We start from the raw sequence: 20,918 nt of genomic DNA on the forward strand, positions 1-20,918 counted from the left end.
CTTAGTTGGGGTGATCGGTTTTGCGAGAACGAGAAGGTTCGCTGCATGGCGTCGGAGTCGGAGCGGTTCATAGTCCTGACCGGGGGTCCCGGGTCAGGGAAGAGCACCTTGATCGACCACCTGCACGGGATGGGCTACGCGCGGTCCCACGAGGCAGGGCGCGGGATCATCCAGGACCAGGTCGCAATCGCCGGACGAGCGCTGCCTTGGACAGATCCAGCCCTGTTCGCCGAACTGATGCTTTGCTGGGAACTGCGCTCATACCGCATCGCCGCAGCACAGACGGCACCCGTCTTCTTCGACCGAGGAGTCCCTGACATCGTGGGCTATCTGAAACTGGAAGGGCTGCCTGTACCGGATCACGTTCACGCTGCCGCGCAGCGGTTTCGGTACCGCCGCCGTGTGTTCATCGCACCCCCCTGGCCGGAGATCTACGAACAGGACAGCGAGCGCAAGCAGTCCTACGACGAAGCCGAACGTACCTATGAGTCAATGGTCACCGCCTACACCGCCTACGAACTAGTACACCTTCCGATCGCCTCCGTTGCCGAGCGGGCGCGCTTCGTTACCGACTCCCTTCGCTGACCACTTCGGAGCCACTCGTCCAGGCAGACGCGTCGTCCGAGCCGGCAAGGACCGGTCCGGACACGGTGGGGACCCCGGGGCCGACGCCTCCATGGAGGACGGTGACGTCCGCATCGGCGGCCGGGCGGTCGAGGTGACCGACCCGGGGGTGCTGGCCACGTTCGTGGAGGACGCGGGAGCGCCGCAGCCCTTCCATCTGTTCCGGGTGGAGCTTTCCGAGGTGGTGCGGACGGCGGTCGAGGGCGACGAACTCGTCGTCCGGACCTGGCAGCCCGGCCGGGCGCTGCGGACCGTCCGGCGCGGCAACGACGACAGCGCGCCGCGCACGGACTCCGCCCGAGCCGGGGGCTGAGGCCGAGCGGCTCGCGTGGTGACGTGCCGCGTGCCCGCGTTCCGGCCCATCGGTGCGCTCCGGACGTGGACCGAGCGTTTCCCTCGGCCGTACTTGGACCGTAGGACCTGAAGCGCGGTCCAGGTCAAGGCCAGGGTCAGCGCTCCAGCACCGCGGCCCGGCACTGCGAGGGCGTGCCCCACGCGTCCCGCAGCGGCCGGGCCCTGCGCAGCCAGAGGGACAGGTCCAGCTCCTCGGTGTAGCCGACCGCGCCGTGCAGTTGGAGGGCGGTGCGGGCGGCGGTGTATGCGGCCTCGCCAGCTGCCACCTTCGCCGCGGCGACATCGGCGGGCGCCATGGACAGTGCCGCCCCGAACAGCAGCGGCCGGGCGAACTCGAGGGCGATCAGGGTGTCCGCCAGCCGGTGCTTGACCGCCTGGAACGACCCGATCGGCGCGCCGAACTGGGTGCGTTGCCCGGCGTACGCGACGGTCCGCTCCAGCAGGGCGAGCCCGGTGCCGAGCGCCTGCGCGGCCGTGGCGAGCCGCGCCCAGTCCGCCGCGCGCGCGGCGGCTGCCGCCACGTCCGGCCCGGCGGCCAGGACCTCCCCGCCGTCGTCCGGTACGGCCAGTCGCCGCGCCGGGTCGGCCGAGGCCCGCACCGGCCCGTGCCCGGGTGCGATGCACAGCCGGAACGGCTCGCCGTCCTTCCCCTGTTCGGCCACGAGGACGCAGGTCGCCGTATCGGCGTCCAGGGCGTGCGGTCCCGAGCCCGGCAGCTTCAGTGTCGCCGTCACCTCGCCCGCCGCGATGCCCGGCAGCAGCCGCTTGGCCGGCCCGGAGTCACCCAGCCCGGCGACCAGCGCCGCCGCGGCGGCTGTTTCCACCACCGGTCCCGGCACCGCATGGCGCCCCAGCTCCACGAAGGCGACGGCGAGTTCGACAGGGAGCGGGCCGACGCCCTCGTACGCCTCCGGCACGGCCAGTGCGAAGACCCCTGCCTCGGCGAGCCGGGCCCACAGCGCACGCCCGGGCGAGGCGTTCCCGGCGGCCCAGGCGCGAGCCGCCGCAGGGGTGTCCGCGGCTTTCAGCATGGCATCCAGCGAACGGGCGAAGGCCTGTTGCTCGTCGGTCAGCAGGAACCTCACGGGGTGCCTCCTCGCGGATCGGTCGGGACACGGGCACAGCCACAGCCATGGGCACAGCCACAGGCACAGCCGCGCCAGGGCGCGCCGGCCGGGGGCCCGGGGGCGTCCTCCCGGACAACCCCCGCATCAGCGGCGCCCCTTCGGCAGCCCGAGCAGCCGCTCGGCGATGATGTCGCGCTGGATCTCGTTCGTCCCGGCGTAGATGGGGCCGGCCAGCGAGAACACGTACCCCTCCGCCCACTCGCCCGGCCCGTCCGCGAGTTCGCCCTCCCCGCCCAGCAGATCGAGCGCGGTCTCGTGCAGGGCTATGTCGTACTCGGACCAGAAGACCTTGTTCAGGCTCGACTCGGCGCCGATGACCGCGCTCGCCGCGAACCGTGCGGCATTGGCACAGGTGAACAGCTGATACGCCCGTGCGCCGATCACCGCGTCCGCGACCCGGTCGCGCAGCGCGGTGTCGGCCGGGTCGGCGGCCGAGCGCCACAGCTCCACCAGCCGGTCGGCGGCGGCCAGGAAACGGCCGGGGGAGCGGAGCGTGAGGCCGCGTTCGTTGCCGGTTGTCGACATGGCGATACGCCAGCCCTGCCCCGGCTCGCCGATCACGTCCTCGTCCGGTACGAACACCTCGTCCAGGAACAGCTCGGCGAAGGCCGGCTTGCCGTCGAGCCGGCGGACCGGGCGGACCGTCACACCCGGCGCCCGCAGGTCGAACATCAGATACGTCAGACCCCGGTGGGGTTTGCCGGCGTCGGGGTCGGTCCGGAAGATGCCGAACGCCCGGTCCGCGAAGGCCGCCCGTGACGACCATGTCTTCTGGCCCGACAGCAGCCAGCCGCCGTCCGTCCGTACCGCCCGGGACGTCAGCGACGCGAGGTCCGAGCCCGACTCCGGCTCCGACCACGCCTGGGCCCAGATCACCTCGCCGCTCGCCATCGACGGCAGCACCCGGGCCCGCTGCTCCTCCGTGCCGTGGTCGAAGAGGGTCGGGGCGAGGAGGTTGATGCCGTTCTGGGAGACCCGGCCGGGCGCGCCCGCCGCGTAGTACTCCTCCTCGAAGACCAGCCACTGGAAGATGTCGACGCCCCGGCCCCCGTACCGCTGTGGCCAGGACACCACCGACCAGCGGTCGGCGTACAGCTCCGCCTCCCACTCCCGGTGCGCGGCGAAGCCCTCCTCCGTCTCCAGCGACGGCAGGGGCCGGTCGGGGACGTGCGCGCGCAGCCACTCCCGGGCCTGTGAGCGGAGCGCGTCCTCGTCCGCCGTGTGCGTCAGGTCCATGGAGTGCCGTCCCTCCTCGGAACACCTTCCCTAACAAGTGTTTGGTAGGTTAACGTGCCGGTGTGACGGACAACAAGGCTCAGTACGTGCCGGGGCACGCGCTGCTGGACGGCCGTACCGCCGTCATCACCGCGGCAGCCGGGGCCGGGATCGGCGGTGCCACCGCCCGCAGGTTCCTGGAGGAGGGCGCGCGAGTCCTCATCAGCGACGCGCACGCACGCCGGCTCAAGGAGACCGAGGAGACGCTCGCCGGGGAGTTCGGGGCCGAAGCGGTCGCCTCGCTGCCGTGCGACGTCACCGACGAGGCCCAGGTGCAGGACCTCTTCGGACACGCGGTCCGGATCCACGGCGGGCTCGACATCGTCGTCAACAACGCGGGCCTCGGCGGGACGGCCACGCTCGTCGACATGACCGACGAGCAGTGGACCCGCGTCCTCGACGTCACCCTGGGCGGCACCTTCCGCTGCACGCGAGCGGCCCTGCGCGCCTTCCGTGAAGCCTTCCGTGACGCCGACCGCGACTCCGGCCGCGGCGGCGGGGTCGTCGTCAACAACGCCTCCGTCATCGGCTGGCGCGCCCAGGCCGGACAGGCCCACTACGCCGCCGCCAAGGCCGGCGTCATGGCGCTCACCCGGTGCGCGGCCCTCGAGGCGGCCGAGTACGGGGTCCGGGTCAACGCGGTCTCACCGAGCCTCGCCATGCACCCGCATCTGGTGAAGGTCACCTCGGCCGAGCTGCTCACCGAGCTCACCGGGAAGGAGGCCTTCGGCCGGTACGCGGAGCCCTGGGAGGTCGCCAACGTCATCGTCTTCCTGGCCAGCGGCTACTCCTCGTACATGACCGGCGAGACCGTGTCCGTCAGCTCCCAGCACGCGTAGGACCAGAATGGGCACGTGCCTACGACCAAGAAGAAGACCCAGGTGACCGCCTCGCCCGAGCGGCGACGCGAGCTGCTCGACACCGCGGCCGAGGTGTTCGCGGCCCAGGGCTACAACGCCACCACGGTCCGCAAGATCGCGGACGCGGCGGGGATGCTCGCGGGCAGCCTCTACTACCACTTCGATTCCAAGGAATCGATGCTCGACGAGATCCTCTCCACCTTCCTCGACGAACTGTGGGAGGGCTACGACGCGGTCCTCGCGGCCGGGCTCGGGCCGCGGGAGACGATCGAGGCGCTCGTCACCGAGTCGTTCCGCGAGATCGACCGGCACCGCGCCGCCGTCGCGATCTACCAGAAGGAGTCCCGGCACCTGTCCGCGCAGCCCCGCTTCCACTATCTCGCCGACTCGCAGCAGAAGTTCGAGAAGGCGTGGCTCGGGACGCTGGAGCGCGGGGTCGCCACCCGCGTCTTCCGCGAGGACCTGGACATCCGGCTCACCTACCGGTTCGTCCGCGACACGGTGTGGGTCGCGGCGTCCTGGTACCGGCCGGGCGGACAGCACAGCCCGGACGAGATCGCCCGCCAGTACCTGTCGATGGTGCTGGACGGCATCTCCGTACGAGAGACATCACCACAACCGTAGGAGTTGTCATGGCCGAGGCCTACATAGTCGAAGCGGTACGCACCCCGGTCGGCCGGCGAAAGGGCGGCCTCGCGGCCGTGCACCCCGCCGACCTCGGCGCACACGTCCTGAAGGCCCTGGTCACACGGTCCGGTATCGACCCGGTCGCCGTGGAGGACGTCGTCTTCGGCTGCCTGGACACGGTCGGTCCGCAGGCCGGTGACATCGCCCGCACGTGCTGGCTGGCGGCCGGACTCCCCGAGGAGGTGCCCGGCGTCACCGTCGACCGCCAGTGCGGTTCCTCCCAGCAGGCGGTGCACTTCGCGGCCCAGGGCGTCATGTCCGGCACCCAGGACCTCGTGGTCGCCGGCGGTGTGCAGAACATGACACAGATCCCGATCGCCTTCGCGTCCCGGCAGGCCGCCGAACCGCTCGGGCTGGCCGACGGCCCCTTCCACAGCTCGCAGGGCTGGCGGGCACGGTACGGCGACGCACCCGTCAACCAGTTCCACGGCGCGGAGCTCATCGCACGGAAGTGGGGCATCTCCCGGGTCGACATGGAGGAGTTCGCCCTCCGCTCCCACCGGCGGGCCATCCGCGCGATCGACGAGGGCCGCTTCGAGCGGGAGACGGTGGCCTACGGCGACGTCACCGTGGACGAGGGCCCGCGCCGCGACACCTCCCTGGAGAAGATGGCCGCCCTCCAGCCGGTCATGGAAGGCGGCACGATCACCGCCGCCTGCTCCTCCCAGGTCTCGGACGGCGCCGCGGCCATGCTGCTCGCGAGCGAACGCGCGGTGCGGGAGCACGGCCTGACCCCGCGCGCCCGCGTCCACCACCTCTCGGTCCGCGGCGAGGACCCGATCCGTATGCTCTCCGCGCCCATCCCGGCGACCGCCCACGCGCTGAAGAAGACCGGCCTCTCCATCGACGACATCGACCTGGTCGAGATCAACGAGGCCTTCGCCCCGGTCGTCCTCGCCTGGCTCAAGGAGACCGGCGCCGACCCGGCCCGTGTGAACGTGAACGGCGGCGCGATCGCCCTGGGCCATCCGCTGGGTGCGACCGGCGTGAAACTGATGACGACGCTGCTGCACGAACTGGAGCGCACGGGTGGGCGGTTCGGGCTGCAGACGATGTGCGAGGGCGGCGGCCAGGCGAACGTGACGATCATCGAGCGGCTGTAGCGGCCGCGTAGGCGGCACTCAGTCGAGCCAGGTCACATGGACGATGACGACACGCTGCCCGCGCACGTCCGTGAGGTAGGTGAGCATGAGGCGACCGCGGCTCTCGGTCCGTAGCCCCGGGCCACGGCCCTCGTAATGCGGGCCGTCGAGATAGACCATGGAATCGCGCGTCGCGAGCACCTGCGCAAGCTGCTCGACCGTGGCGCGCGCCTCGTCGGAGAGGCCTTCCAGAAGATCGTCGGGGTCATGCTCCCAGTGCCAGTCAGCCACCCGCGACCTCGCGGTGGGCCGCGCGGACGATCTCGCCGGCCTCGCGAATGGCCTGAGTTCTGATCTCGGGGTCCTCGTCATTGACGGACTGCTCGGCCGCATGGAGCCGTCGAGCAGTCCCTGGGTGCCGCTCGATCTCGACGATGACGCCCCAGCGTCGATAGAACATGCGGATGGGGAGGACGCTGTCCTCCTCACCGGCCTGTACGAAGACCTTCTGCATGTCCTCGAAGAACTCCGGCAGCCGGGACGGCGCCACCGCGGCAATCGCCTGGCGGAGCGCGGGCAGCGTCAACGCGGGCATGGGAATCACCGGGCCATTGTCATCGATGTGCTGGACCGACATGCGACGAATCTCCCGCCTACGCCTGTTCGCGGACGCCGCCCAGAATAGCCCCGGGCACAGCAGCACTGTCGTGCTTCAGCTTCCTCCGCTCGAACGGGTGATCCGGCGATCAGGCAGCGTCAGGGTGCCGGCGACGCGCTCGGCGATGTCGACGGTGTCCATGACGGCGATTCTGCCGTGGCACCGTCGTGCCGTGATCCCGTACGGGAGATCCGCGCGTGCTACAGTTGGCGACGTTGCAGTTTTGGTACCCATGAACTTTATGTGCGCCTGACGGGAATGTTCCGCCGGGCGCATTATTGTTTTCCGGCATCTCCGGATGGGACCTCTTACCTATCGGGAGAATGACATGGCTACGGGAACCGTGAAGTGGTTCAACGCTGAAAAGGGCTTCGGCTTCATCGAGCAGGACGGCGGCGGCGCCGACGTCTTCGCGCACTACTCCAACATCGCCACCTCGGGCTTCCGTGAGCTCCAGGAGGGCCAGAAGGTCTCCTTCGACGTCACGCAGGGCCAGAAGGGCCCGCAGGCGGAGAACATCGTCCCGGCCTGACACCCGGACGCGTACCTCGCAGCCGGGGCCCGTACCTTCGCGGTGCGGGCCCCGGCTTGTGCTGTCCTCAGGCCCAGGAAGGCATTGAATGACTGTCCCCGAACGTCCCGCACGCAAGCGGCCGGCCAAGCGCGCCGCCACGCAGTCCCCGAAGGCGTCCGCGAAGAAGTCCATAAGCGGTTCCGCGAACGGTTCCGCAAAGGGCTCTGCAAAAGGCTCTGCGAAGCGCTCCGCCGGTGTGCGCCGCGCCGCGCCGCCGCAGGAATTCGCGCTGCCGCAATCCAGCACGCCCGCCCTGCCCGCCGTCGGGGCGTTCGACGAGCTGGACATGCCGGCCGCGCTGCTCAAGACCCTCGCCGCCCAGGGCGTGACCGAGCCCTTCCCGATCCAGGCCGCCACACTGCCGAACTCCCTTGCCGGACGTGACCTCCTCGGCCGCGGGCGCACCGGATCCGGCAAGACCCTCGCCTTCGGTCTCGCCCTGCTCGCCCGTACCGCCGGGCGGCGGGCCGAGGCGCACGCGCCGCTCGCCCTGGTCCTCGTGCCCACGCGGGAGCTCGCGCAGCAGGTCACGGACGCCCTCACCCCGTACGCGACGGCCGTCAACCTCCGGCTCGCGACGGTCGTCGGAGGGATGTCGATAACCAAGCAGGCCGGTGCGCTGCGGCGCGGCGCCGAGGTGCTCGTGGCGACGCCCGGACGGCTCAAGGACCTCATCGAGCGCGGCGACTGCCGGCTCGACCAGGTGGCTGTCACCGTGCTCGACGAGGCCGACCAGATGGCCGACATGGGCTTCATGCCCCAGGTCACCGCGCTGCTGAAGCAGGTGGAGCCGGGCGGGCAGCGGTTGCTGTTCTCGGCCACCCTGGACCGCAACATCGACCGGCTGGTACGGCAGTTCCTGAGCGACCCCGTGGTGCATTCGGTCGACCCGTCCGCCGGCGCGGTGACCACGATGGACCACCACGTCCTGTACATCGCCGACGAGACCGACAAGAAGGCCGTCACCACACGTATCGCCGCCCGTGACGGCCGGGTCATCCTCTTCCTGGACACCAAGCGGTCCGTGGACCGGCTCGTCAAGCGGCTGCTGGCCAGTGGCGTACGGGCTGCCGGGCTGCACGGCGGGCGGACCCAGCCGCAGCGCAACCGCACCCTCGACCAGTTCAAGAACGGGCAGGTCACCGCGCTCGTGGCGACCAACGTGGCGGCCCGCGGCATCCACGTGGACGACCTGGACCTGGTCGTGAACGTCGATCCACCCATGGATCACAAGGACTATCTGCACCGCGGCGGACGCACCGCGCGGGCGGGCGAGTCGGGCAGCGTGGTGACGCTGGTGCTGCCGGACCAGAAGCGCGAGCTGACCCGGCTGATGTCGGACGCGGGGATCAGCCCGCGCACGGCCAGCATCAAGTCCAGCGACGAGGAACTGGCCCGGCTGACCGGCGCCCGCGAACCGTCCGGCGTGGCCGTCACCATCGAGGTGCCGCAGCCGCAGCCGAAGCAGGCCTCCGCGCAGTCCCGCCCGAAGCGCAAGCGCGCAGGCGCTGCCCCGGCCCGTCGCTCGCAGCCCGCAGGGCGCGGCCGGACCGGGAGCGGCCGCGCTGCCGGCGGTGCCCAGGGCCGGACCGGGAGCCGCCGGACCGCGCAGTAGCCGCTCAATGGCCGGGCGGCGGCCCGCCCTTCAGTGCAGCAGCCGCCCGCGCAGCGCCGACAGCGTACGAAGATCCAGGCCCAGCCCCTGCGTCAGATAGCCGAAGAGGCCGCCGTACTCCGTGTCGACGGCCGCGAGAGCGGAGTTCAGATACTCCGTGCGCACCTCCTGCAGCGGGATCAGCAGGTCCGGGTTCTGCATCCGGCCGGACTGCTTCAGGCCCTCGCGGACCTTCGCGTCGTACGCGGCCCGGTAGGTGTTGGACGCCAGATAGTCCTGTACGGCCAGTGGCTCGGGCACGCCCAGCGCGACGAGCAGCAGATAGCTCGTCCAGCCGGTGCGGTCCTTGCCGGCCGTGCAGTGGTAGAGCAACGGCGTGGTGGCGGTGGACGCCGCGTCGCGCAGCGTCGCGCCGAACCGGTCACGGTTCTCGGCGCTCGTGACGAACGTGCGGTAGACGCCGTGCATGAACGCGGCGGCCCTGCCGTTGCCGAGCATCTCCTCCTGCTTGACCGGATCGCCCGAGCCGATGACGGCCAGCAGCTGGGCGAACAGCCCGTTGTCGGTGACCGGGCGGGAGGTGACCGCGAGGCCGGCCGGGAGTCGGTCGGCGCCGTCGTACTGGAGCTCCAGCGGGATGCGGTAGTCGACGACCCTGCGCAGCCCCAGTCCGGCCAGCGTGGTGACGTCGGCGTCGGTGAGCCTGCTCAGGGCGTCGGCGCGGTGGACCAGTCCGTGACGCACCCGGTCTCCTGACCAGGTCGGGTGGCCGCCCAGATCACGGACGTTGACCGCGCCCTGGAGCGGGAGATGCGCCTGGAGCGGGAGATGCGCCTGGCGGGGGCGCGCGGACGCCGCGGGGGCGGCGGACGCCAGCAAGGCGGCGGCGCAGGTGGTGCAGGCGGTGCTCAGCAGTGCGCGTCGTGTGAGTGGCATGACGGAACTCCCGTGCGGGGTATGAGGGTTGGTCACCCTGCGGTCGGCAGGGCGCGGAGCACGTGCTCGGCCTCGGACATCACGCGGGTGATGAGCTCCGAGCAGCTGGGGAGGTCCTCGATCACCCCCGCCACCTGCCCGGACGCCATGACGCCGAGGTCGGTGCGGCCCTCGACCATCGAGGCCTTCAGGAGCATGGGCGTGTTCGCGGCGAGCAGGACCTGGCTCCAGGACAGGCCCTTGCCGTGTTTCATCGCGAGTCCGTCGCGGACCATCGCGGCCCAGGACAGCCCCGAGAACTTCTTGAAGCCGGCCGCTCTGTGCAGCGCGTGCAGCAGCGCCCGGGTGCGGCCCGACCGTTCCAGCGCGTCGACCAGGTCCGTACGGAGCATCCGGTGCGGCAGCCCGTCGACGGCCGTCGTGACGGTGACGTCCTTCACCGACGCCGCGAGATAGCGGGCCTTGACGGCGTCCGGCACGGTCGAGTCGGAGGTGAGGAGGAAACGGGTGCCCATGGCGATGCCCGCCGCCCCGTAGGCGAGCGCCGCCACCAGTCCCCGTCCGTCGTGGAAGCCCCCAGCCGCGACCACCGGGATGTCGACCGCGTCCACCACCTGCGGCAGCAGCACGGTCGTGGCGACGTCCCCGGTGTGCCCGCCGCCCTCTCCGCCCTGCACGATCACCGCGTCCGCGCCCCATGCCGCCACTTTCTCGGCGTGCCGGCGGGCGCCGATGGACGGGATGACGACCACGCCCGCGTCCTTCAGCTCGGCGATCAGCTCGCGCGAGGGGGCGAGGGCGAAGGAGGCGACCCGTACGCCCTCGTCGATGATGATCCGCACCCGCTCCCGTGCGTCGCCGGCGTCGGCCCGCAGGTTGACACCGAAAGGCGCGTCCGTACGGGACTTGACCTCGCGTACGGCCCCCTTCAGCTGCTCGGTGGTCATCGTCGCGGAGGCGAGGATGCCGAGCGCCCCGGCGTTCGCGGACGCGGAGACGAGCCGGGGGCCGGCCACCCAGCCCATACCGGTCTGGACGATGGGGTGCCGGACGCCGGTGAGCTTGGTGAGCGGGGTCTCCAGCGGGGCCGTCACGCTCTGACCTCGCGGTCGCGGGCACCGGCCGGATCGATGACCTCGCGGATGAGGCGCAACTCGGCGGGGGCCGGTTCGCGGGTGTTCGGGACGTCTTCGGCGATCGTCAGATCGAAGGCGGTGGCTTCCCGGATCTGCTCGACCGTCACACCCGGGTGCAGGGACGCGAGCCGCATCGAGCGGTCCGGTGTCGCGAAGTCGAAGACGCCGAGGTCGCTGACGACGCGCGGGATGCGGTGGTAACGCGTCGCGGAGGGACCGGCCCCGGCCGCGTGGTCGTGACCGACGCCGCTCACCATGTCGACCTTCTCGACGAAGACCCGGGTGGAGTGCCGTGGCACCCAGTAACTCACCGGATTGTTGAGGGTGTTGACCGGGGCACCCCGCACCCCGAGCAGCTGGCGCGTCGGACGGGACCAGTCGCCGATGCAGGAGATGTTCTGGTTGCCGTACCGGTCGATCTGGCTCGCGCCCATCATGACGTGCCGCTTGCCGCCCGTGACCATCGTGAGATGGCGGCGGTACGGCAGCCAGCCCTCCACGGTGCCGTCCGGCCCGACGAGCATCGCCTCGCCGTCCGTCAGGAGCAGACCGGGGGAGAAGGTGCGCCTGGCGAGGCGGGCGCCGATGGACGGGATCAGACCCATGGGGCTGGCCAGGACCTCGCCGTTGTCGCGCCAGGCCTCGGCGCAGGCGATCACGCAGTACTCGGCCCGGGTGGGTGGGAGAAGAGGCCCACGAGTGACGGTCGTGGTCATCGCTGCTCCTCGTGCCAGGCCTGGACGGCGCGCTGGTAGTCGTGCTCGCTCCCGCCGGACAGGAAGCGCCGGGCGAAGTCGGGCCAGGGCATGGTCGCGTACAGCTTCTGGAAGGCCTCGTCGCGGCCGGAATCGGGGACGCATGACGTGAAGTGCGCGCCGTTCGGGGCCTCGACGACGCCGGTGACGCTGTGGCGGCTGACGAGAAGGGTCTGCGGGGCGGCGTCCTTGGTGAGCTCGGCGGTTTCGACGAGTTGCTCGCAGGAGACGTACGCGGCGTCGGCGGCCTCGCAGAAGAGGTCGTCGAAGTACGGGTCGGGGCCCAGGTACTGGCCGTTGCCGAGCCGGTCGGCGCGGTTCAGGTGGACCAGGGCGGCGTCCAGGCGGAGGGCGGGTACGGCGACGAACTCCTCGCCGTCGTCGTAGGGCGAAGTCACCGTCCGCAGCTCCGGGTTGACACGCATGACGTCCGAGCCGAGGCCCGCACGGACGGGCAGGAACGGCAGCCGGTTCGCGGCGGCGTGCAGGCCCCACATGAACATGGCCTCGTCGAGCTCCGTCATCTCGAAGGCGCCACGCTCGCGGGCGGCACGGAACTGGGGCTCCAGCGGGATGGAGTCGAGGGTCGCGAAGGGCGCGACAAGCTTGCGGATGCGTCCGGCGGCGGCGAGCAGGCCGACGTCGGGGCCGCCGTACGAGACGACCGTGAGGTCGGTGATCCCGGTCCGGAGCAGTGCTCTCACCAGGGCCATCGGCTTGCGGCGGGAGCCCCAGCCGCCGATGCCGAGGGTCATCCCGCTGTGCAGTCGCCCGACGGCCTCGTCGACGGTCATGGTCTTGTCGGCCACGCTCATGCCTCCTTCTCGTCCTTGCCGAAGGTGTCGCGGACGCGGTCGGCGGTCCCGCTGAGACCGGCCTCGAACGTGAAGCCCTGCTCGAAGCGGTAGCTGCGGCGCACGTCGACGGGGTCGATGCCGTTGATGGCGGCCTTGGCCAGCCGGAGCAGATACGGGTCCTTCCGCGCGATCTCGCGCGCCAGCTCCAGGGCCGCGGCGTGGAGTTCCCCGCGCGGGACGACCTTCCAGACCGAGCCGTGGGCGTGCAGTTCGGCGGCCGTCGCCGTGCGCGAGGTGTAGTACAGGGCGCGCATCAGATGCTGGGGGACCAGCCGGGCGAGATGGGTGGCGGCGCCGAGCGCGCCCCGGTCCAGCTCCGGCAGCCCGAAGGTGGCGTCGTCGGACGCGACGATCGCGTCCGCGTTGCCGACGAGGCCGATCCCGCCGCCCAGACAGAAGCCGTGCACGGCGGCGACGACGGGGACCTCGCACTCGTAGACCGCGGCGAACGCCTCGTAGCAGCCGCGGTTGGCGCCGATGAGTGCCGGGTTCCCGGCGTGCCCGGTGTCCCGCTGCAGCTCCTTGATGTCGACGCCCGCGTTGAAGCCGCGGCCCGCGGCGGTCAGCAGGACGCAGCGGATCTCCGGGTCCCGGCCGGCGGTGCGGACGGTGTCGGCGAGGTCGTACCAGCCCTGTACGGGGAGGGCGTTGACGGGTGGGAAGTCGACCGTGACGACGGATATGCCCTTCTCCGGGCTTGAGGTGGAGACACCCATGAGCGGATCAGCTACCTTTCCACCAAACATTTGTTAGGTGATGCTGGGTCAGGAAGGTAGCAGCCGATGGAGTTGGAGGGGAGGGTCGCCGTCGTCACCGGTGGCACCCGGGGCGTCGGCGCAGGCATCGCCCGTGCGTTCCTGTCGGCCGGGGCGGAGGTCGTCGTCTGCGCCCGCAGACCGCCGGACGCGCCGGTCGGTACGGGGGGCCGTACGGCGCGTTTCGTGTCCGTGGACCTGCGGGACGCGGCGGCCGTGGCGGAGTTCTTCACCGGGGTCGTACGGCGGTACGGGCGGCTGGACGCGCTGGTCAACAATGCGGGCGGGACGCCGTACCGGCTGCTCGGGGAGGGTGGTGCCGAGCGTCACGCCCGGGTCGTCGGTCTGAATCTGGTGGCGCCGATGACCGCGTCGCTCGCAGCGTACGAGCATCTGCGCGCGGTGCGCGGGTCGGTCGTGATGATCGGCAGCGTGAGCGCGACACGGCCGTCGCCGGGCACCGCGGCATACGGGGCGGCCAAGGCGGGGCTGGAGAGCCTGGCGCGGTCGATGGCCGTGGAATGGGCGCCCGAGGTGCGGGTGAACACGCTGGTGCTCGGGATGGTCCGTACGGAGCTGTCCCACATCCACTACGGCGACGAGGCGGGCGTGGCGGCCGCCGGGCGCACCGTGCCGCTGGGCCGGCTGGCCGAGCCGGACGAGATCGGCGACGCGGCGGTGTTCCTCGCGTCGGAACGGGCGGCGTATGTGAGCGGGGCGTCGCTCCTGGTGCACGGGGGAGGGGAGCGGCCCGCGTTCCTGGCTGCCGCAACTGCCAACAAAGAGAGCCGAGATGACTGCTGAGCCGACTTCTGGACCGACTGCTGGGCCGACTTCTGGACCGGCTGCTCGGCCGACTGCCGGGATCTGCGACGGCCGGGTCGTGATCGTGACGGGTGCGGGACGGGGGCTCGGGCGGGCGCACGCCCTGGCGTTCGCGGCGGAGGGGGCCCGGGTGGTGGTGAACGACCTGGGGGTGGGACTGGACGGTGCTCCGGGACCGGACAGCCCGGCGGTGCACGTCGTCGAGGAGATCAAGGCGCTGGGCGGCGAGGCGGTCGCGCACGGCGGTGACATCGCGACGGCGGAGGGGGCGGCGTCCCTCGTGGCCACCGCGGTGGAGAGCTTCGGACGGCTCGACACCCTCGTCAACAACGCGGGGTTCCTGCGCGACCGGATGCTGGTCAATCTGGACGAGGACGACTGGGACGCGGTGATGCGGGTGCATCTGAAGGGTCACTTCCTGCCGCTGAAGCACGCGGCGGCGTACTGGCGGGCGGAGTCGAAGGCGGGCCGTGGGGTGGCGGCCCGTGTCGTCAACACGTCCTCGGGGGCGGGGCTTCTCGGCTCGGTCGGCCAGGGCAACTACAGCGCGGCGAAGGCGGGCATCGTAGGGCTCACACTGGTCGCCGCCGCGGAAACGGCCCGCTACGGCGTGCAGGTCAACGCGATCGCGCCGGCCGCGCGCACCCGGATGACCGAGCGGACGTTCGCCGACGCGATGGCGGCGCCGGGAGACTCCGGGGCCTTCGACGCGATGGCCCCCGGGAACGTGTCCCCGCTGGTCGTCTGGCTCGGCTCGGCCGCGTCGGCGGGCGTCACCGGCCGCGTCTTCGAGGCGGAAGCGGGCCGCATCACGGTCATGGAGGGCTGGCGCCCGGGCCCGACCGCGGACAAGGGCGCGCGCTGGACGCCGGGTGAGGCGGGCGAGACGGTCCTGAAACTGCTGACGGAGTCGGAGGCGCCGCAGCCGGTGTACGGAGCGCGGTAGTCGCAACGGGGGACCGTGTCCCCCGTGTCTCCCCCGTGCCCCCTGCTCCCGGGTTGCCGTGCGGCTGCCGCCGGTGGGGGATGGGGCGTCCGGGAGCGGGGTGTCGAGTAGGGGGTTCGGGGGCCGCCGGCTCCCGGACACCTCTCCCAGGGGGCTGGGGCGGAGCCCCCGGTTCAGTCCAGCAGCCGCTTCGTCGCCGCGCGCTGCCGCTCGGTCGCCCCCGTCAGGAAGCGGGTCACGACCTCCAGCTCGTCCGTCGTGAACTCCTCGTAGAGTTCTGCGACTTCCCGCGCCCAGTCGTCGAAGAGCGGAGCCAGCTCCGCCAGTTTCTCCGGGCGGGACTCGATCAGCACCCGGCGTTTGTCCGTCGGGTGCTTGACCCTGCGGACGTAGCCCTTGGCCTCGAGGCGGTCCACCAGGCCGGTCACCGACGCCGGGGCGAGGCCTGAGCGCTCGGCGAGGTCCTTCGCGGTGAGGGCGCCGTGGCGCTGGAGGAGGTCGAGGGTCTTGGTCTCCGTGGGGCCGAGGCCCTGCTTCGCCGCGATCGCCGTGTGGAACGCGACAGACGCCGCGCTGGAGTCACGGCCCGCCTCGGTCAGGGTCGCGATCACCTCGGCCCGGCGTGCACTGGCCCCGTCCCTGTCCCTGGTCATGGGCACAGCCTAACAAAATATTTCGTTCGGTCGAACGAAGGACTTGTGATCACCCCTGTGGGGATGCAAGTCTTTCGTTAGGTCGAACGAAATAAAACCAGGAAACAGGGAGCCGGAATGACCACGACAGCCAGTACCGTTGCCGCACCCCCGGCGGCGCTCCATCCGCGCCGCTGGGCAGCCGCCGCCGTCATGATGGTCGCCGCGCTGATGGACCTCCTGGACGTGACGATCGTCAATGTGGCGATCCCGTCGATAGGCCGCGACCTGGGTGCCTCCGAGAGCGCCCTGCAGTGGACGGTCTCCGCCTATCTGCTGGGCTTCGCCGCGACGCTCATCGTCTCCGGGCACCTCGGTGACCGCTACGGACGCAAGGCGCTCTTCCTCGCCGGCACGGCGGGCTTCGGCATCGCGAGTCTGGCCTGTGGGGTCGCGCACAGCCCGGGGCAGCTGATCGCGGCCCGCGCGTGCCAGGGCGTGATGGCGGCGATGCTGATGCCGCAGGTGCTCGGCTCGTTCCGCACGCTCTTCCACGGCAAGGAGCGCGGCGCCGCCTTCGGGATGTACGGAGCCGTCGCCGGCTTCGCCTCCGCGATCGGGCTGCTGCTCGGCGGACTGCTCACCGGCGCCGACCTGTTCGGCTGGGGCTGGCGCTCCGTGTTCCTGGTGAACGTGCCGGTGGCCGTTGCCACGTTCATCGCCGGGGCCGTACTCGTACCGGTGACGAAGGAGCGCTCGGCGGGCCGGCCGGATGTCCTGGGCAGCCTGGTGCTGGCGGGAGGTCTGGTCGCCATCGTCCTGCCGCTGGTGCAGGGGCGCTCCAACGGCTGGCCGTTGTGGGGCTGGATCTGCCTGGCCGCCGGTGTGCTGACCGTCGTAGGACTGGGGCTGTTCGAGGCGCGCCGGCGCGGTGCGACGGTACCGCTGCTGCCGGACCGCGCGTTCCGGCTCCCCGCGTTCTCCGTCGGTGTGGCCGTGCAGATGCTGTTCGCGATCGGTATGCAGGGCTTCTTCCTGGTCTTCGCGATCTGGCTGCAGGGCAGCGAGGGCTACACCCCGATGCAGGCGGGCCTCGTCACGGTCGCCTTCTCGGTCGGCGGCTTCCTCACCGCCCCGGCCGCCGACACCCTCGCCGTCAGGGCCGGACGGCTGGTGCTGGCCGCGGGCGCACTGATGATGGCCGGCGGCTTTGCCTGGGTCTGGTACGCGGTGACGCAGTCCGACGCCACCCACACCGGCGCCTGGCCGCTGGTTCCCGGTCTGGTCATCGCAGGCGCCGGCCTCGGCTTCCTGGTCGTCCCGCTGGTGAACGTCGTCCTGTCCGCCGTCCCGGGCGACATCGCGGGCGGTGCTTCCGGAATCTTCTCCACGGCCCAGCAGTTCGGCGGCGCACTCGGCGCGGCCGTGATCGGCACCGTCTTCTTCGAGCACACGACGGGCGGCCTGACGGACGCGCTGTCGACGGCGATGCCGTGGGTGGTCGCCGCGTTCGTCCTCTGCGCCGTCCTCTGCCTGGCCCTCCCGCGCACCGCGGCCGGTCAGGACGCCTGATCCCCCTCCCGCGCATTGCACGGTCCACCTCCCGAACCGAGCCCAGGAGGCTTTCCCATGACCGCAAGGAAATCCCGGACCGCCGCCCTCGCCCTGGCCACGCTGCTCGCCGCCGCCGTCGGTGCACCGGCAGCCAGTGCCGTACCGGGACCGAGTGCCGTACCGGCGGCCGGGGCAGTACCGGGACCGAGTGCCGTACCGGCAGCCGGGCCCGTGTCGCAGCAGAAGACGCGACCCGCCGTCGATGTCACCGCGACCGCCGACGACTTGGTCGCACCGGGCGCCGCCCGCCCTGGCCCCGCCACCTTCCGGGTGTCCACCACCGACGCGCGGTCGGGCCATGTGGGACTGGTCCGGCTCCGTAAGGGCGCCTCGCTCGCAGCCTTCCGCACCGCCATGAGGAAGGCGTTCTCCGACGACCCCGCCGTTGTCGTCGAGGGCAACAAGGAGGTGACGGACCAGGCGGAGCTGCTGGGCGGCGCCCTGACCCTGCCCGGAAGCCCCGGCTCCTTCAGCCAGGTGCTGCAGCCGGGCACGTACCACCTGCTCGAATACCGGGACTTCGAGGACGACGCCCTGCCGACGGGGCAGGAGCGCGTCCTGTGCTCGCGGTCTCCGGGACACCGGAAGGGCAGCTCCCGCGGGCCGGCGCGACCGTCGTTTCGCAGACCGTCCCGGGCGTCGGACCCCGCTTCCTGGCACCCCCCACGCTGGGCGGCGGGGAGCCGGTGCGCTTCGTCAACGTGATGCCCGGGCAGGTCAACGAGGCCGCCTTCCACAAGCTGTTCCCCGGGAAGACGGACGCCGATGTCGACAAGTTCTTCACCGCGCCCGACTGGGGCGATCCGCCGTTCGACCCGTACGCGAACGTCGGCACCCCTCCGGTCTCGCCCGGCCGCTCCACCGTGCTCCGGATGCCGCTCACCCCCGGTGAGTGGGCGCTGGTCACCTGGGTCGGCAGCGCGGTGGACGGAAGCAGGCTCGCCGCGCGGGGCATGCACACCGTCGTCACCGTCAAGTGAACGGGCCGCGGCCCGCCGGAGCATGAGCTCCGGCGGGCCGCTCGCCCGCCGGGGATCCCGCTGCGATCGACGAGGCGCCGGATGGCGAGGCTCGGATGGCGAGGTGCCGCGTGGTGAGGAGTCGCGTGGTGAGGCATCGGTGCCGCGGATGTGTGTCCGAGTCAACCCGGTTACCGCGCAAGGACGTTCGCGCATCAGATGTGTGACGGCCCGGTGGTGGAGGTGAATTACGCGAAAACACCTCGCGGTTGACGTTGACGCGACAAGTTCTACGCGCGTCATCATGACGCCATGCGAATCCCCCCACGGTTCACCATGCTCGGCGGCGCTGCCGCCCTCATCTCCGCCCTCGTCGTCGGCGGACCCGTCGCAGCCCCGGCGACCGCCGCCACCGCGGTCGGTGAGATCTGCTACTCCGACCTGCCCTCCCAGGCCCACGACACCCTTGAGCTCATCGAGAACGGCGGCCCGTTCCCGTACCCGCAGGACGGGACGGTCTTCCAGAACCGCGAGAGCGTCCTCCCGGCCCACTCGGCCGGCTACTACCACGAGTACACGGTGAAGACGCCCGGCTCGTCCACGCGCGGTGCCCGCCGGATCGTCACGGGGCAGTCGTCGCAGGAGGACTACTACACCGCCGACCACTACCGGTCGTTCGACCTCGTCGACTACGGCTGCTGATCCGCCCGCTGTCCCATCCTGTGCTCTGACCCCCTCCATCCCGTGCCGCCGGCCCTTCCCCCTCTGGGCCGGCGGCACGGCTCTTTCCGCCGTCCACTTCGCCGTAACCGCGGGGCTACCCCTTCCTGCCAGGCTCCCTGCTGTTCAGAAAGTTGTCTGTACAACATGGAGCTCCGCTCATGTCCACCCTCGCGTCCGCACCGCCGTTCTGGCTGCGCGACAACTGTCCCTGCACCGGCTGCCGGGACCCCCGTAACGGCCAGAAGCTGTTCCAGATCACCGAACTGCCCGCCGGGCTCGCCGTGGACTCCGTCCACGACGCGCTCACCGCGGACGGCGCGCCCGCACACGAGGTCGTCTGGGCCCCCGACGGACACCGCTCCGTCTACGCCGAGAGCTGGCTCGGCGCGCACCTCCCCGGCGCCTACGCCGTCCCGGGCGACGGCCGCACCGAGGACGACAAGGAGCTGTGGGTCGCCGCCGACCTGGAGGGACGGCTCCCCACGGCCGACTGGGCCGCCTACACCAGCGACCCCGCCGCCAAGTCCGCCGCCCTCCAGAGCGTGCTGCGGGTCGGCTTCGTCCTGCTGCGCGGCGTCCCCGTCCGCGACCGGCAGGTCCTCGACGTCGCGGGGAGCTTCGGATTCGTACGTGAGACGAACTACGGCCCGCTCTTCGAGGTACGCGTCGAGGCCGACCCCAACAACCTCGCCTTCACCGGTGCCCGTATCACCCCGCACACCGACAACCCCTACCGCGACCCGGTCCCGACCCTCCAGCTGCTGCACTGCCTCACCAACGCGGCCCAGGGCGGCGACTCCGGCCTCGTCGACGGCTTCCGTGCCGCGGCGCTGCTGCGGGCCGAGGATCCCGGCGCGTACGAGATCCTCACGCGCGTCCCCGTGCCGTTCGCCTTCGCCGACGACCGCACCGAACTGCGCGCGCACCGGCCGCTGATCGGCACCGACCCACTCGGCCGGATCCGGGAGATCCGCTTCAACAACCGCTCCATCGGCACCCTGCACCAGCCGGCCGAGGTGCTCGACGCCTTCTACGGCGCGTACCGCACCTTCGGCGAGCTGCTGCTCCGCCCCGAGCTGCAGCTCGACTTCCGGCTCACCCCCGGCGACTGCCTGATCTTCGACAACACCCGGCTGCTGCACGCCCGTACGGCCTTCGCCGAATCCGGCGACCGCCACCTCCAGGGCGCCTACGCCGACATCGACGGCCTCGCGTCCACCCTGGCCGTACTCCGCCGCGACCTCAAGGAAGGTGCCGCATGAACACCGAGGTGAGTCCCCTCGACACCCTCGCCGCGCTCTTCGAGGGCGAAGGCAGCGCCGAGTACTTCGGCGAGGCCGTCACCCAGGCCCAGCACATGCTCCAGGCCGGCGCTCTCGCCGAGGCCGCGGGGGCTCCGCCGCACCTGGTCGCCGCCGCGCTGCTGCACGACGTCGGCCACTTCCAGGGCACGGTCACCGGCCGCGACCTGATGGAGCACGGCACCGACAACCGGCACAGCCACACCGGAGCCGACTGGCTCGACCGGTGGTTCGGGCCCGAGGTGACCGAACCCGTACGACTGCACGTCGCCGCCAAACGCTACCTGTGCGCCGTCGAGCCCGGCTACTTCGACCTGCTCTCCGAGGCGTCCGTGCACACCCTGCGTGTCCAGGGCGGTCCGATGACCGAGGAGCAGGCACGGGCCTTCGAGGCGCACCCCGGCGGGCGCGACGCCGTCGCCGTACGCCGCTGGGACGAGCAGGCGAAGGACCCGGAGATGGCGACCCCGGACTTCGCGCACTTCCGGCCGCTGCTGGAGAGTCTGCTGCGGCCGCAGGCGCGGTGACCGGCTGAGCGCCTGGGCGGCGACGCCTGCGGCGGGCCTCTTTCCCCACCCCGCCCCTTCCCGTAACTGGGGGGCAAGCCCCCAGACCCCCGTACG

Annotated in this window: 24 protein-coding genes and 1 pseudogene; 15 read left to right on the top strand and 10 right to left on the bottom strand. The window is 71.6% G+C overall.

Annotated elements, in window-relative coordinates:
- Positions 1–45 precede the first annotated feature (45 nt).
- Positions 46–585 (top strand): AAA family ATPase, encoded by a 540-nt coding sequence (locus ACZ6ZQ_RS12470; protein ID WP_469768486.1) that lies wholly within the window; start codon positions 46–48, stop codon positions 583–585.
- A gap of 73 nt (positions 586–658) precedes the next feature.
- Positions 659–937, top strand: a pseudogene (locus ACZ6ZQ_RS12475) (pyridoxamine 5'-phosphate oxidase family protein); the annotation flags it as partial.
- Between the two features lie 136 nt (positions 938–1,073).
- Here the strand turns inward: ACZ6ZQ_RS12475 and ACZ6ZQ_RS12480 are convergent.
- Together ACZ6ZQ_RS12480 and ACZ6ZQ_RS12485 are read right to left on the bottom strand one after the other, a co-directional pair.
- On the bottom strand, positions 1,074–2,063 hold the full coding sequence (locus ACZ6ZQ_RS12480; RefSeq protein WP_469768487.1) for an acyl-CoA dehydrogenase family protein: 990 nt from the start codon (positions 2,061–2,063) through the stop codon (positions 1,074–1,076).
- A gap of 126 nt (positions 2,064–2,189) precedes the next feature.
- Positions 2,190–3,341 carry an acyl-CoA dehydrogenase family protein gene (locus tag ACZ6ZQ_RS12485; RefSeq protein ID WP_469768488.1) on the bottom strand — a complete coding sequence of 384 codons (1,152 nt, stop codon included), beginning with the start codon at positions 3,339–3,341 and terminating at the stop codon, positions 2,190–2,192.
- A 62-nt stretch (positions 3,342–3,403) separates the two neighbouring features.
- Here ACZ6ZQ_RS12485 and ACZ6ZQ_RS12490 point away from each other — a divergent pair, with 62 nt between their 5' ends.
- From ACZ6ZQ_RS12490 to ACZ6ZQ_RS12500, 3 genes are read left to right on the top strand one after another with little or no spacing between them, the layout of a single operon-like run.
- On the top strand, positions 3,404–4,219 hold the full coding sequence (locus ACZ6ZQ_RS12490) for an SDR family oxidoreductase (protein ID WP_469768489.1): 816 nt from the start codon (positions 3,404–3,406) through the stop codon (positions 4,217–4,219).
- Positions 4,220–4,234: 15 nt separating this feature from the next.
- Positions 4,235–4,864: a TetR/AcrR family transcriptional regulator gene (locus ACZ6ZQ_RS12495; protein ID WP_469768490.1), complete on the top strand. Its 630-nt coding sequence runs from the start codon at positions 4,235–4,237 to the stop codon at positions 4,862–4,864.
- Positions 4,865–4,872: 8 nt separating this feature from the next.
- Complete coding sequence (locus tag ACZ6ZQ_RS12500) at positions 4,873–6,030, top strand: acetyl-CoA C-acetyltransferase (protein WP_469768491.1); 1,158 nt, start codon at positions 4,873–4,875, stop codon at positions 6,028–6,030.
- Between the two features lie 18 nt (positions 6,031–6,048).
- On the opposite strand, the gene ACZ6ZQ_RS12505 is transcribed toward ACZ6ZQ_RS12500, so the two are convergent.
- Together ACZ6ZQ_RS12505 and ACZ6ZQ_RS12510 are read right to left on the bottom strand one after the other, a co-directional pair.
- A complete protein-coding gene (locus tag ACZ6ZQ_RS12505) occupies positions 6,049–6,300 on the bottom strand; it encodes a hypothetical protein (RefSeq protein WP_469768492.1) in 252 nt (83 codons plus the stop codon).
- On the bottom strand, positions 6,293–6,613 hold the full coding sequence (locus ACZ6ZQ_RS12510; protein WP_469768493.1) for a hypothetical protein: 321 nt from the start codon (positions 6,611–6,613) through the stop codon (positions 6,293–6,295). The genes ACZ6ZQ_RS12505 and ACZ6ZQ_RS12510 overlap by 8 nt, the downstream gene beginning before the upstream one ends.
- Positions 6,614–6,995: 382 nt before the next feature.
- Between ACZ6ZQ_RS12510 and ACZ6ZQ_RS12515 the strand changes: the two genes are divergently transcribed.
- Entirely contained in the window at positions 6,996–7,199 is a 204-nt protein-coding gene (locus tag ACZ6ZQ_RS12515) for a cold-shock protein (protein ID WP_053661143.1), read from the top strand.
- A gap of 88 nt (positions 7,200–7,287) precedes the next feature.
- Positions 7,288–8,856 (top strand): DEAD/DEAH box helicase, encoded by a 1,569-nt coding sequence (locus ACZ6ZQ_RS12520; RefSeq protein WP_469768494.1) that lies wholly within the window; start codon positions 7,288–7,290, stop codon positions 8,854–8,856.
- A 30-nt stretch (positions 8,857–8,886) separates the two neighbouring features.
- Here ACZ6ZQ_RS12520 and ACZ6ZQ_RS12525 read toward each other — a convergent pair whose 3' ends face one another.
- From ACZ6ZQ_RS12525 to ACZ6ZQ_RS12545, 5 genes are read right to left on the bottom strand one after another with little or no spacing between them, the layout of a single operon-like run.
- A complete protein-coding gene (locus tag ACZ6ZQ_RS12525) occupies positions 8,887–9,792 on the bottom strand; it encodes a tyrosine-protein phosphatase (RefSeq protein WP_469768495.1) in 906 nt (301 codons plus the stop codon).
- 32 nt (positions 9,793–9,824) lie between these two features.
- Positions 9,825–10,874, bottom strand: coding sequence for an NAD(P)H-dependent flavin oxidoreductase (locus ACZ6ZQ_RS12530; protein ID WP_469768536.1), 1,050 nt, complete (start codon positions 10,872–10,874; stop codon positions 9,825–9,827).
- 8 nt (positions 10,875–10,882) lie between these two features.
- The gene (locus tag ACZ6ZQ_RS12535) at positions 10,883–11,644 is read right to left on the bottom strand and encodes a CoA-transferase subunit beta (RefSeq protein ID WP_469768496.1); all 762 of its coding nucleotides are present in this window, start codon (positions 11,642–11,644) and stop codon (positions 10,883–10,885) included.
- Positions 11,641–12,492 carry a CoA transferase subunit A gene (locus ACZ6ZQ_RS12540; protein ID WP_469768537.1) on the bottom strand — a complete coding sequence of 284 codons (852 nt, stop codon included), beginning with the start codon at positions 12,490–12,492 and terminating at the stop codon, positions 11,641–11,643. Before ACZ6ZQ_RS12540 ends, ACZ6ZQ_RS12535 begins: the two co-directional genes overlap by 4 nt.
- A gap of 2 nt (positions 12,493–12,494) precedes the next feature.
- A complete protein-coding gene (locus tag ACZ6ZQ_RS12545; RefSeq protein ID WP_469768497.1) occupies positions 12,495–13,256 on the bottom strand; it encodes an enoyl-CoA hydratase family protein in 762 nt (253 codons plus the stop codon).
- Between the two features lie 66 nt (positions 13,257–13,322).
- Here ACZ6ZQ_RS12545 and ACZ6ZQ_RS12550 point away from each other — a divergent pair, with 66 nt between their 5' ends.
- Together ACZ6ZQ_RS12550 and ACZ6ZQ_RS12555 are read left to right on the top strand one after the other, a co-directional pair.
- Positions 13,323–14,099: an SDR family oxidoreductase gene (locus tag ACZ6ZQ_RS12550; RefSeq protein ID WP_469768498.1), complete on the top strand. Its 777-nt coding sequence runs from the start codon at positions 13,323–13,325 to the stop codon at positions 14,097–14,099.
- 79 nt (positions 14,100–14,178) lie between these two features.
- Positions 14,179–15,066, top strand: coding sequence for an SDR family oxidoreductase (locus ACZ6ZQ_RS12555; protein WP_469768499.1), 888 nt, complete (start codon positions 14,179–14,181; stop codon positions 15,064–15,066).
- A gap of 173 nt (positions 15,067–15,239) precedes the next feature.
- Here the strand turns inward: ACZ6ZQ_RS12555 and ACZ6ZQ_RS12560 are convergent, their stop codons facing one another.
- Entirely contained in the window at positions 15,240–15,719 is a 480-nt protein-coding gene (locus tag ACZ6ZQ_RS12560) for a MarR family winged helix-turn-helix transcriptional regulator (protein WP_469768500.1), read from the bottom strand.
- A 117-nt stretch (positions 15,720–15,836) separates the two neighbouring features.
- Between ACZ6ZQ_RS12560 and ACZ6ZQ_RS12565 the strand changes: the two genes are divergently transcribed.
- From ACZ6ZQ_RS12565 to ACZ6ZQ_RS12590, 6 genes are all read left to right on the top strand, one after another.
- On the top strand, positions 15,837–17,270 hold the full coding sequence (locus ACZ6ZQ_RS12565) for an MFS transporter (RefSeq protein WP_469768501.1): 1,434 nt from the start codon (positions 15,837–15,839) through the stop codon (positions 17,268–17,270).
- Between the two features lie 57 nt (positions 17,271–17,327).
- On the top strand, positions 17,328–18,017 hold the full coding sequence (locus ACZ6ZQ_RS12570) for a hypothetical protein (RefSeq protein ID WP_469768502.1): 690 nt from the start codon (positions 17,328–17,330) through the stop codon (positions 18,015–18,017).
- On the top strand, positions 17,999–18,292 hold the full coding sequence (locus ACZ6ZQ_RS12575) for a hypothetical protein (protein ID WP_469768503.1): 294 nt from the start codon (positions 17,999–18,001) through the stop codon (positions 18,290–18,292). Before ACZ6ZQ_RS12570 ends, ACZ6ZQ_RS12575 begins: the two co-directional genes overlap by 19 nt.
- A 291-nt stretch (positions 18,293–18,583) precedes the next feature.
- Positions 18,584–18,973 carry a guanyl-specific ribonuclease gene (locus ACZ6ZQ_RS12580; protein WP_469768504.1) on the top strand — a complete coding sequence of 130 codons (390 nt, stop codon included), beginning with the start codon at positions 18,584–18,586 and terminating at the stop codon, positions 18,971–18,973.
- A 179-nt stretch (positions 18,974–19,152) separates the two neighbouring features.
- A complete protein-coding gene (gene tmpA / locus ACZ6ZQ_RS12585; RefSeq protein WP_469768505.1) occupies positions 19,153–20,256 on the top strand; it encodes a 2-trimethylaminoethylphosphonate dioxygenase in 1,104 nt (367 codons plus the stop codon).
- Positions 20,253–20,822 carry a phosphonate degradation HD-domain oxygenase gene (locus ACZ6ZQ_RS12590; protein ID WP_469768506.1) on the top strand — a complete coding sequence of 190 codons (570 nt, stop codon included), beginning with the start codon at positions 20,253–20,255 and terminating at the stop codon, positions 20,820–20,822. Before tmpA ends, ACZ6ZQ_RS12590 begins: the two co-directional genes overlap by 4 nt.
- Positions 20,823–20,918: the final 96 nt, after the last annotated feature.

Source organism: Streptomyces sp. NPDC053673, assembly GCF_055585225.1.

What these genes read in the sequence shown, in the direction of transcription:
- ACZ6ZQ_RS12580 (WP_469768504.1), top strand. Translation starts at nt 18,584, where the DNA reads ATGCGAATCCCCCCACGGTTCACCATGCTCGGCGGCGCTGCCGCCCTC.
- ACZ6ZQ_RS12535 (WP_469768496.1), bottom strand. Translation starts at nt 11,644, where the DNA reads ATGACCACGACCGTCACTCGTGGGCCTCTTCTCCCACCCACCCGGGCC.
- ACZ6ZQ_RS12500 (WP_469768491.1), top strand. Translation starts at nt 4,873, where the DNA reads ATGGCCGAGGCCTACATAGTCGAAGCGGTACGCACCCCGGTCGGCCGG.
- ACZ6ZQ_RS12570 (WP_469768502.1), top strand. Translation starts at nt 17,328, where the DNA reads ATGACCGCAAGGAAATCCCGGACCGCCGCCCTCGCCCTGGCCACGCTG.
- ACZ6ZQ_RS12525 (WP_469768495.1), bottom strand. Translation starts at nt 9,792, where the DNA reads ATGCCACTCACACGACGCGCACTGCTGAGCACCGCCTGCACCACCTGC.
- ACZ6ZQ_RS12515 (WP_053661143.1), top strand. Translation starts at nt 6,996, where the DNA reads ATGGCTACGGGAACCGTGAAGTGGTTCAACGCTGAAAAGGGCTTCGGC.
- tmpA (WP_469768505.1), top strand. Translation starts at nt 19,153, where the DNA reads ATGTCCACCCTCGCGTCCGCACCGCCGTTCTGGCTGCGCGACAACTGT.
- ACZ6ZQ_RS12550 (WP_469768498.1), top strand. Translation starts at nt 13,323, where the DNA reads ATGGAGTTGGAGGGGAGGGTCGCCGTCGTCACCGGTGGCACCCGGGGC.
- ACZ6ZQ_RS12485 (WP_469768488.1), bottom strand. Translation starts at nt 3,341, where the DNA reads ATGGACCTGACGCACACGGCGGACGAGGACGCGCTCCGCTCACAGGCC.
- ACZ6ZQ_RS12590 (WP_469768506.1), top strand. Translation starts at nt 20,253, where the DNA reads ATGAACACCGAGGTGAGTCCCCTCGACACCCTCGCCGCGCTCTTCGAG.
- ACZ6ZQ_RS12560 (WP_469768500.1), bottom strand. Translation starts at nt 15,719, where the DNA reads ATGACCAGGGACAGGGACGGGGCCAGTGCACGCCGGGCCGAGGTGATC.
- ACZ6ZQ_RS12520 (WP_469768494.1), top strand. Translation starts at nt 7,288, where the DNA reads ATGACTGTCCCCGAACGTCCCGCACGCAAGCGGCCGGCCAAGCGCGCC.
- ACZ6ZQ_RS12470 (WP_469768486.1), top strand. Translation starts at nt 46, where the DNA reads ATGGCGTCGGAGTCGGAGCGGTTCATAGTCCTGACCGGGGGTCCCGGG.
- ACZ6ZQ_RS12565 (WP_469768501.1), top strand. Translation starts at nt 15,837, where the DNA reads ATGACCACGACAGCCAGTACCGTTGCCGCACCCCCGGCGGCGCTCCAT.
- ACZ6ZQ_RS12545 (WP_469768497.1), bottom strand. Translation starts at nt 13,256, where the DNA reads ATGGGTGTCTCCACCTCAAGCCCGGAGAAGGGCATATCCGTCGTCACG.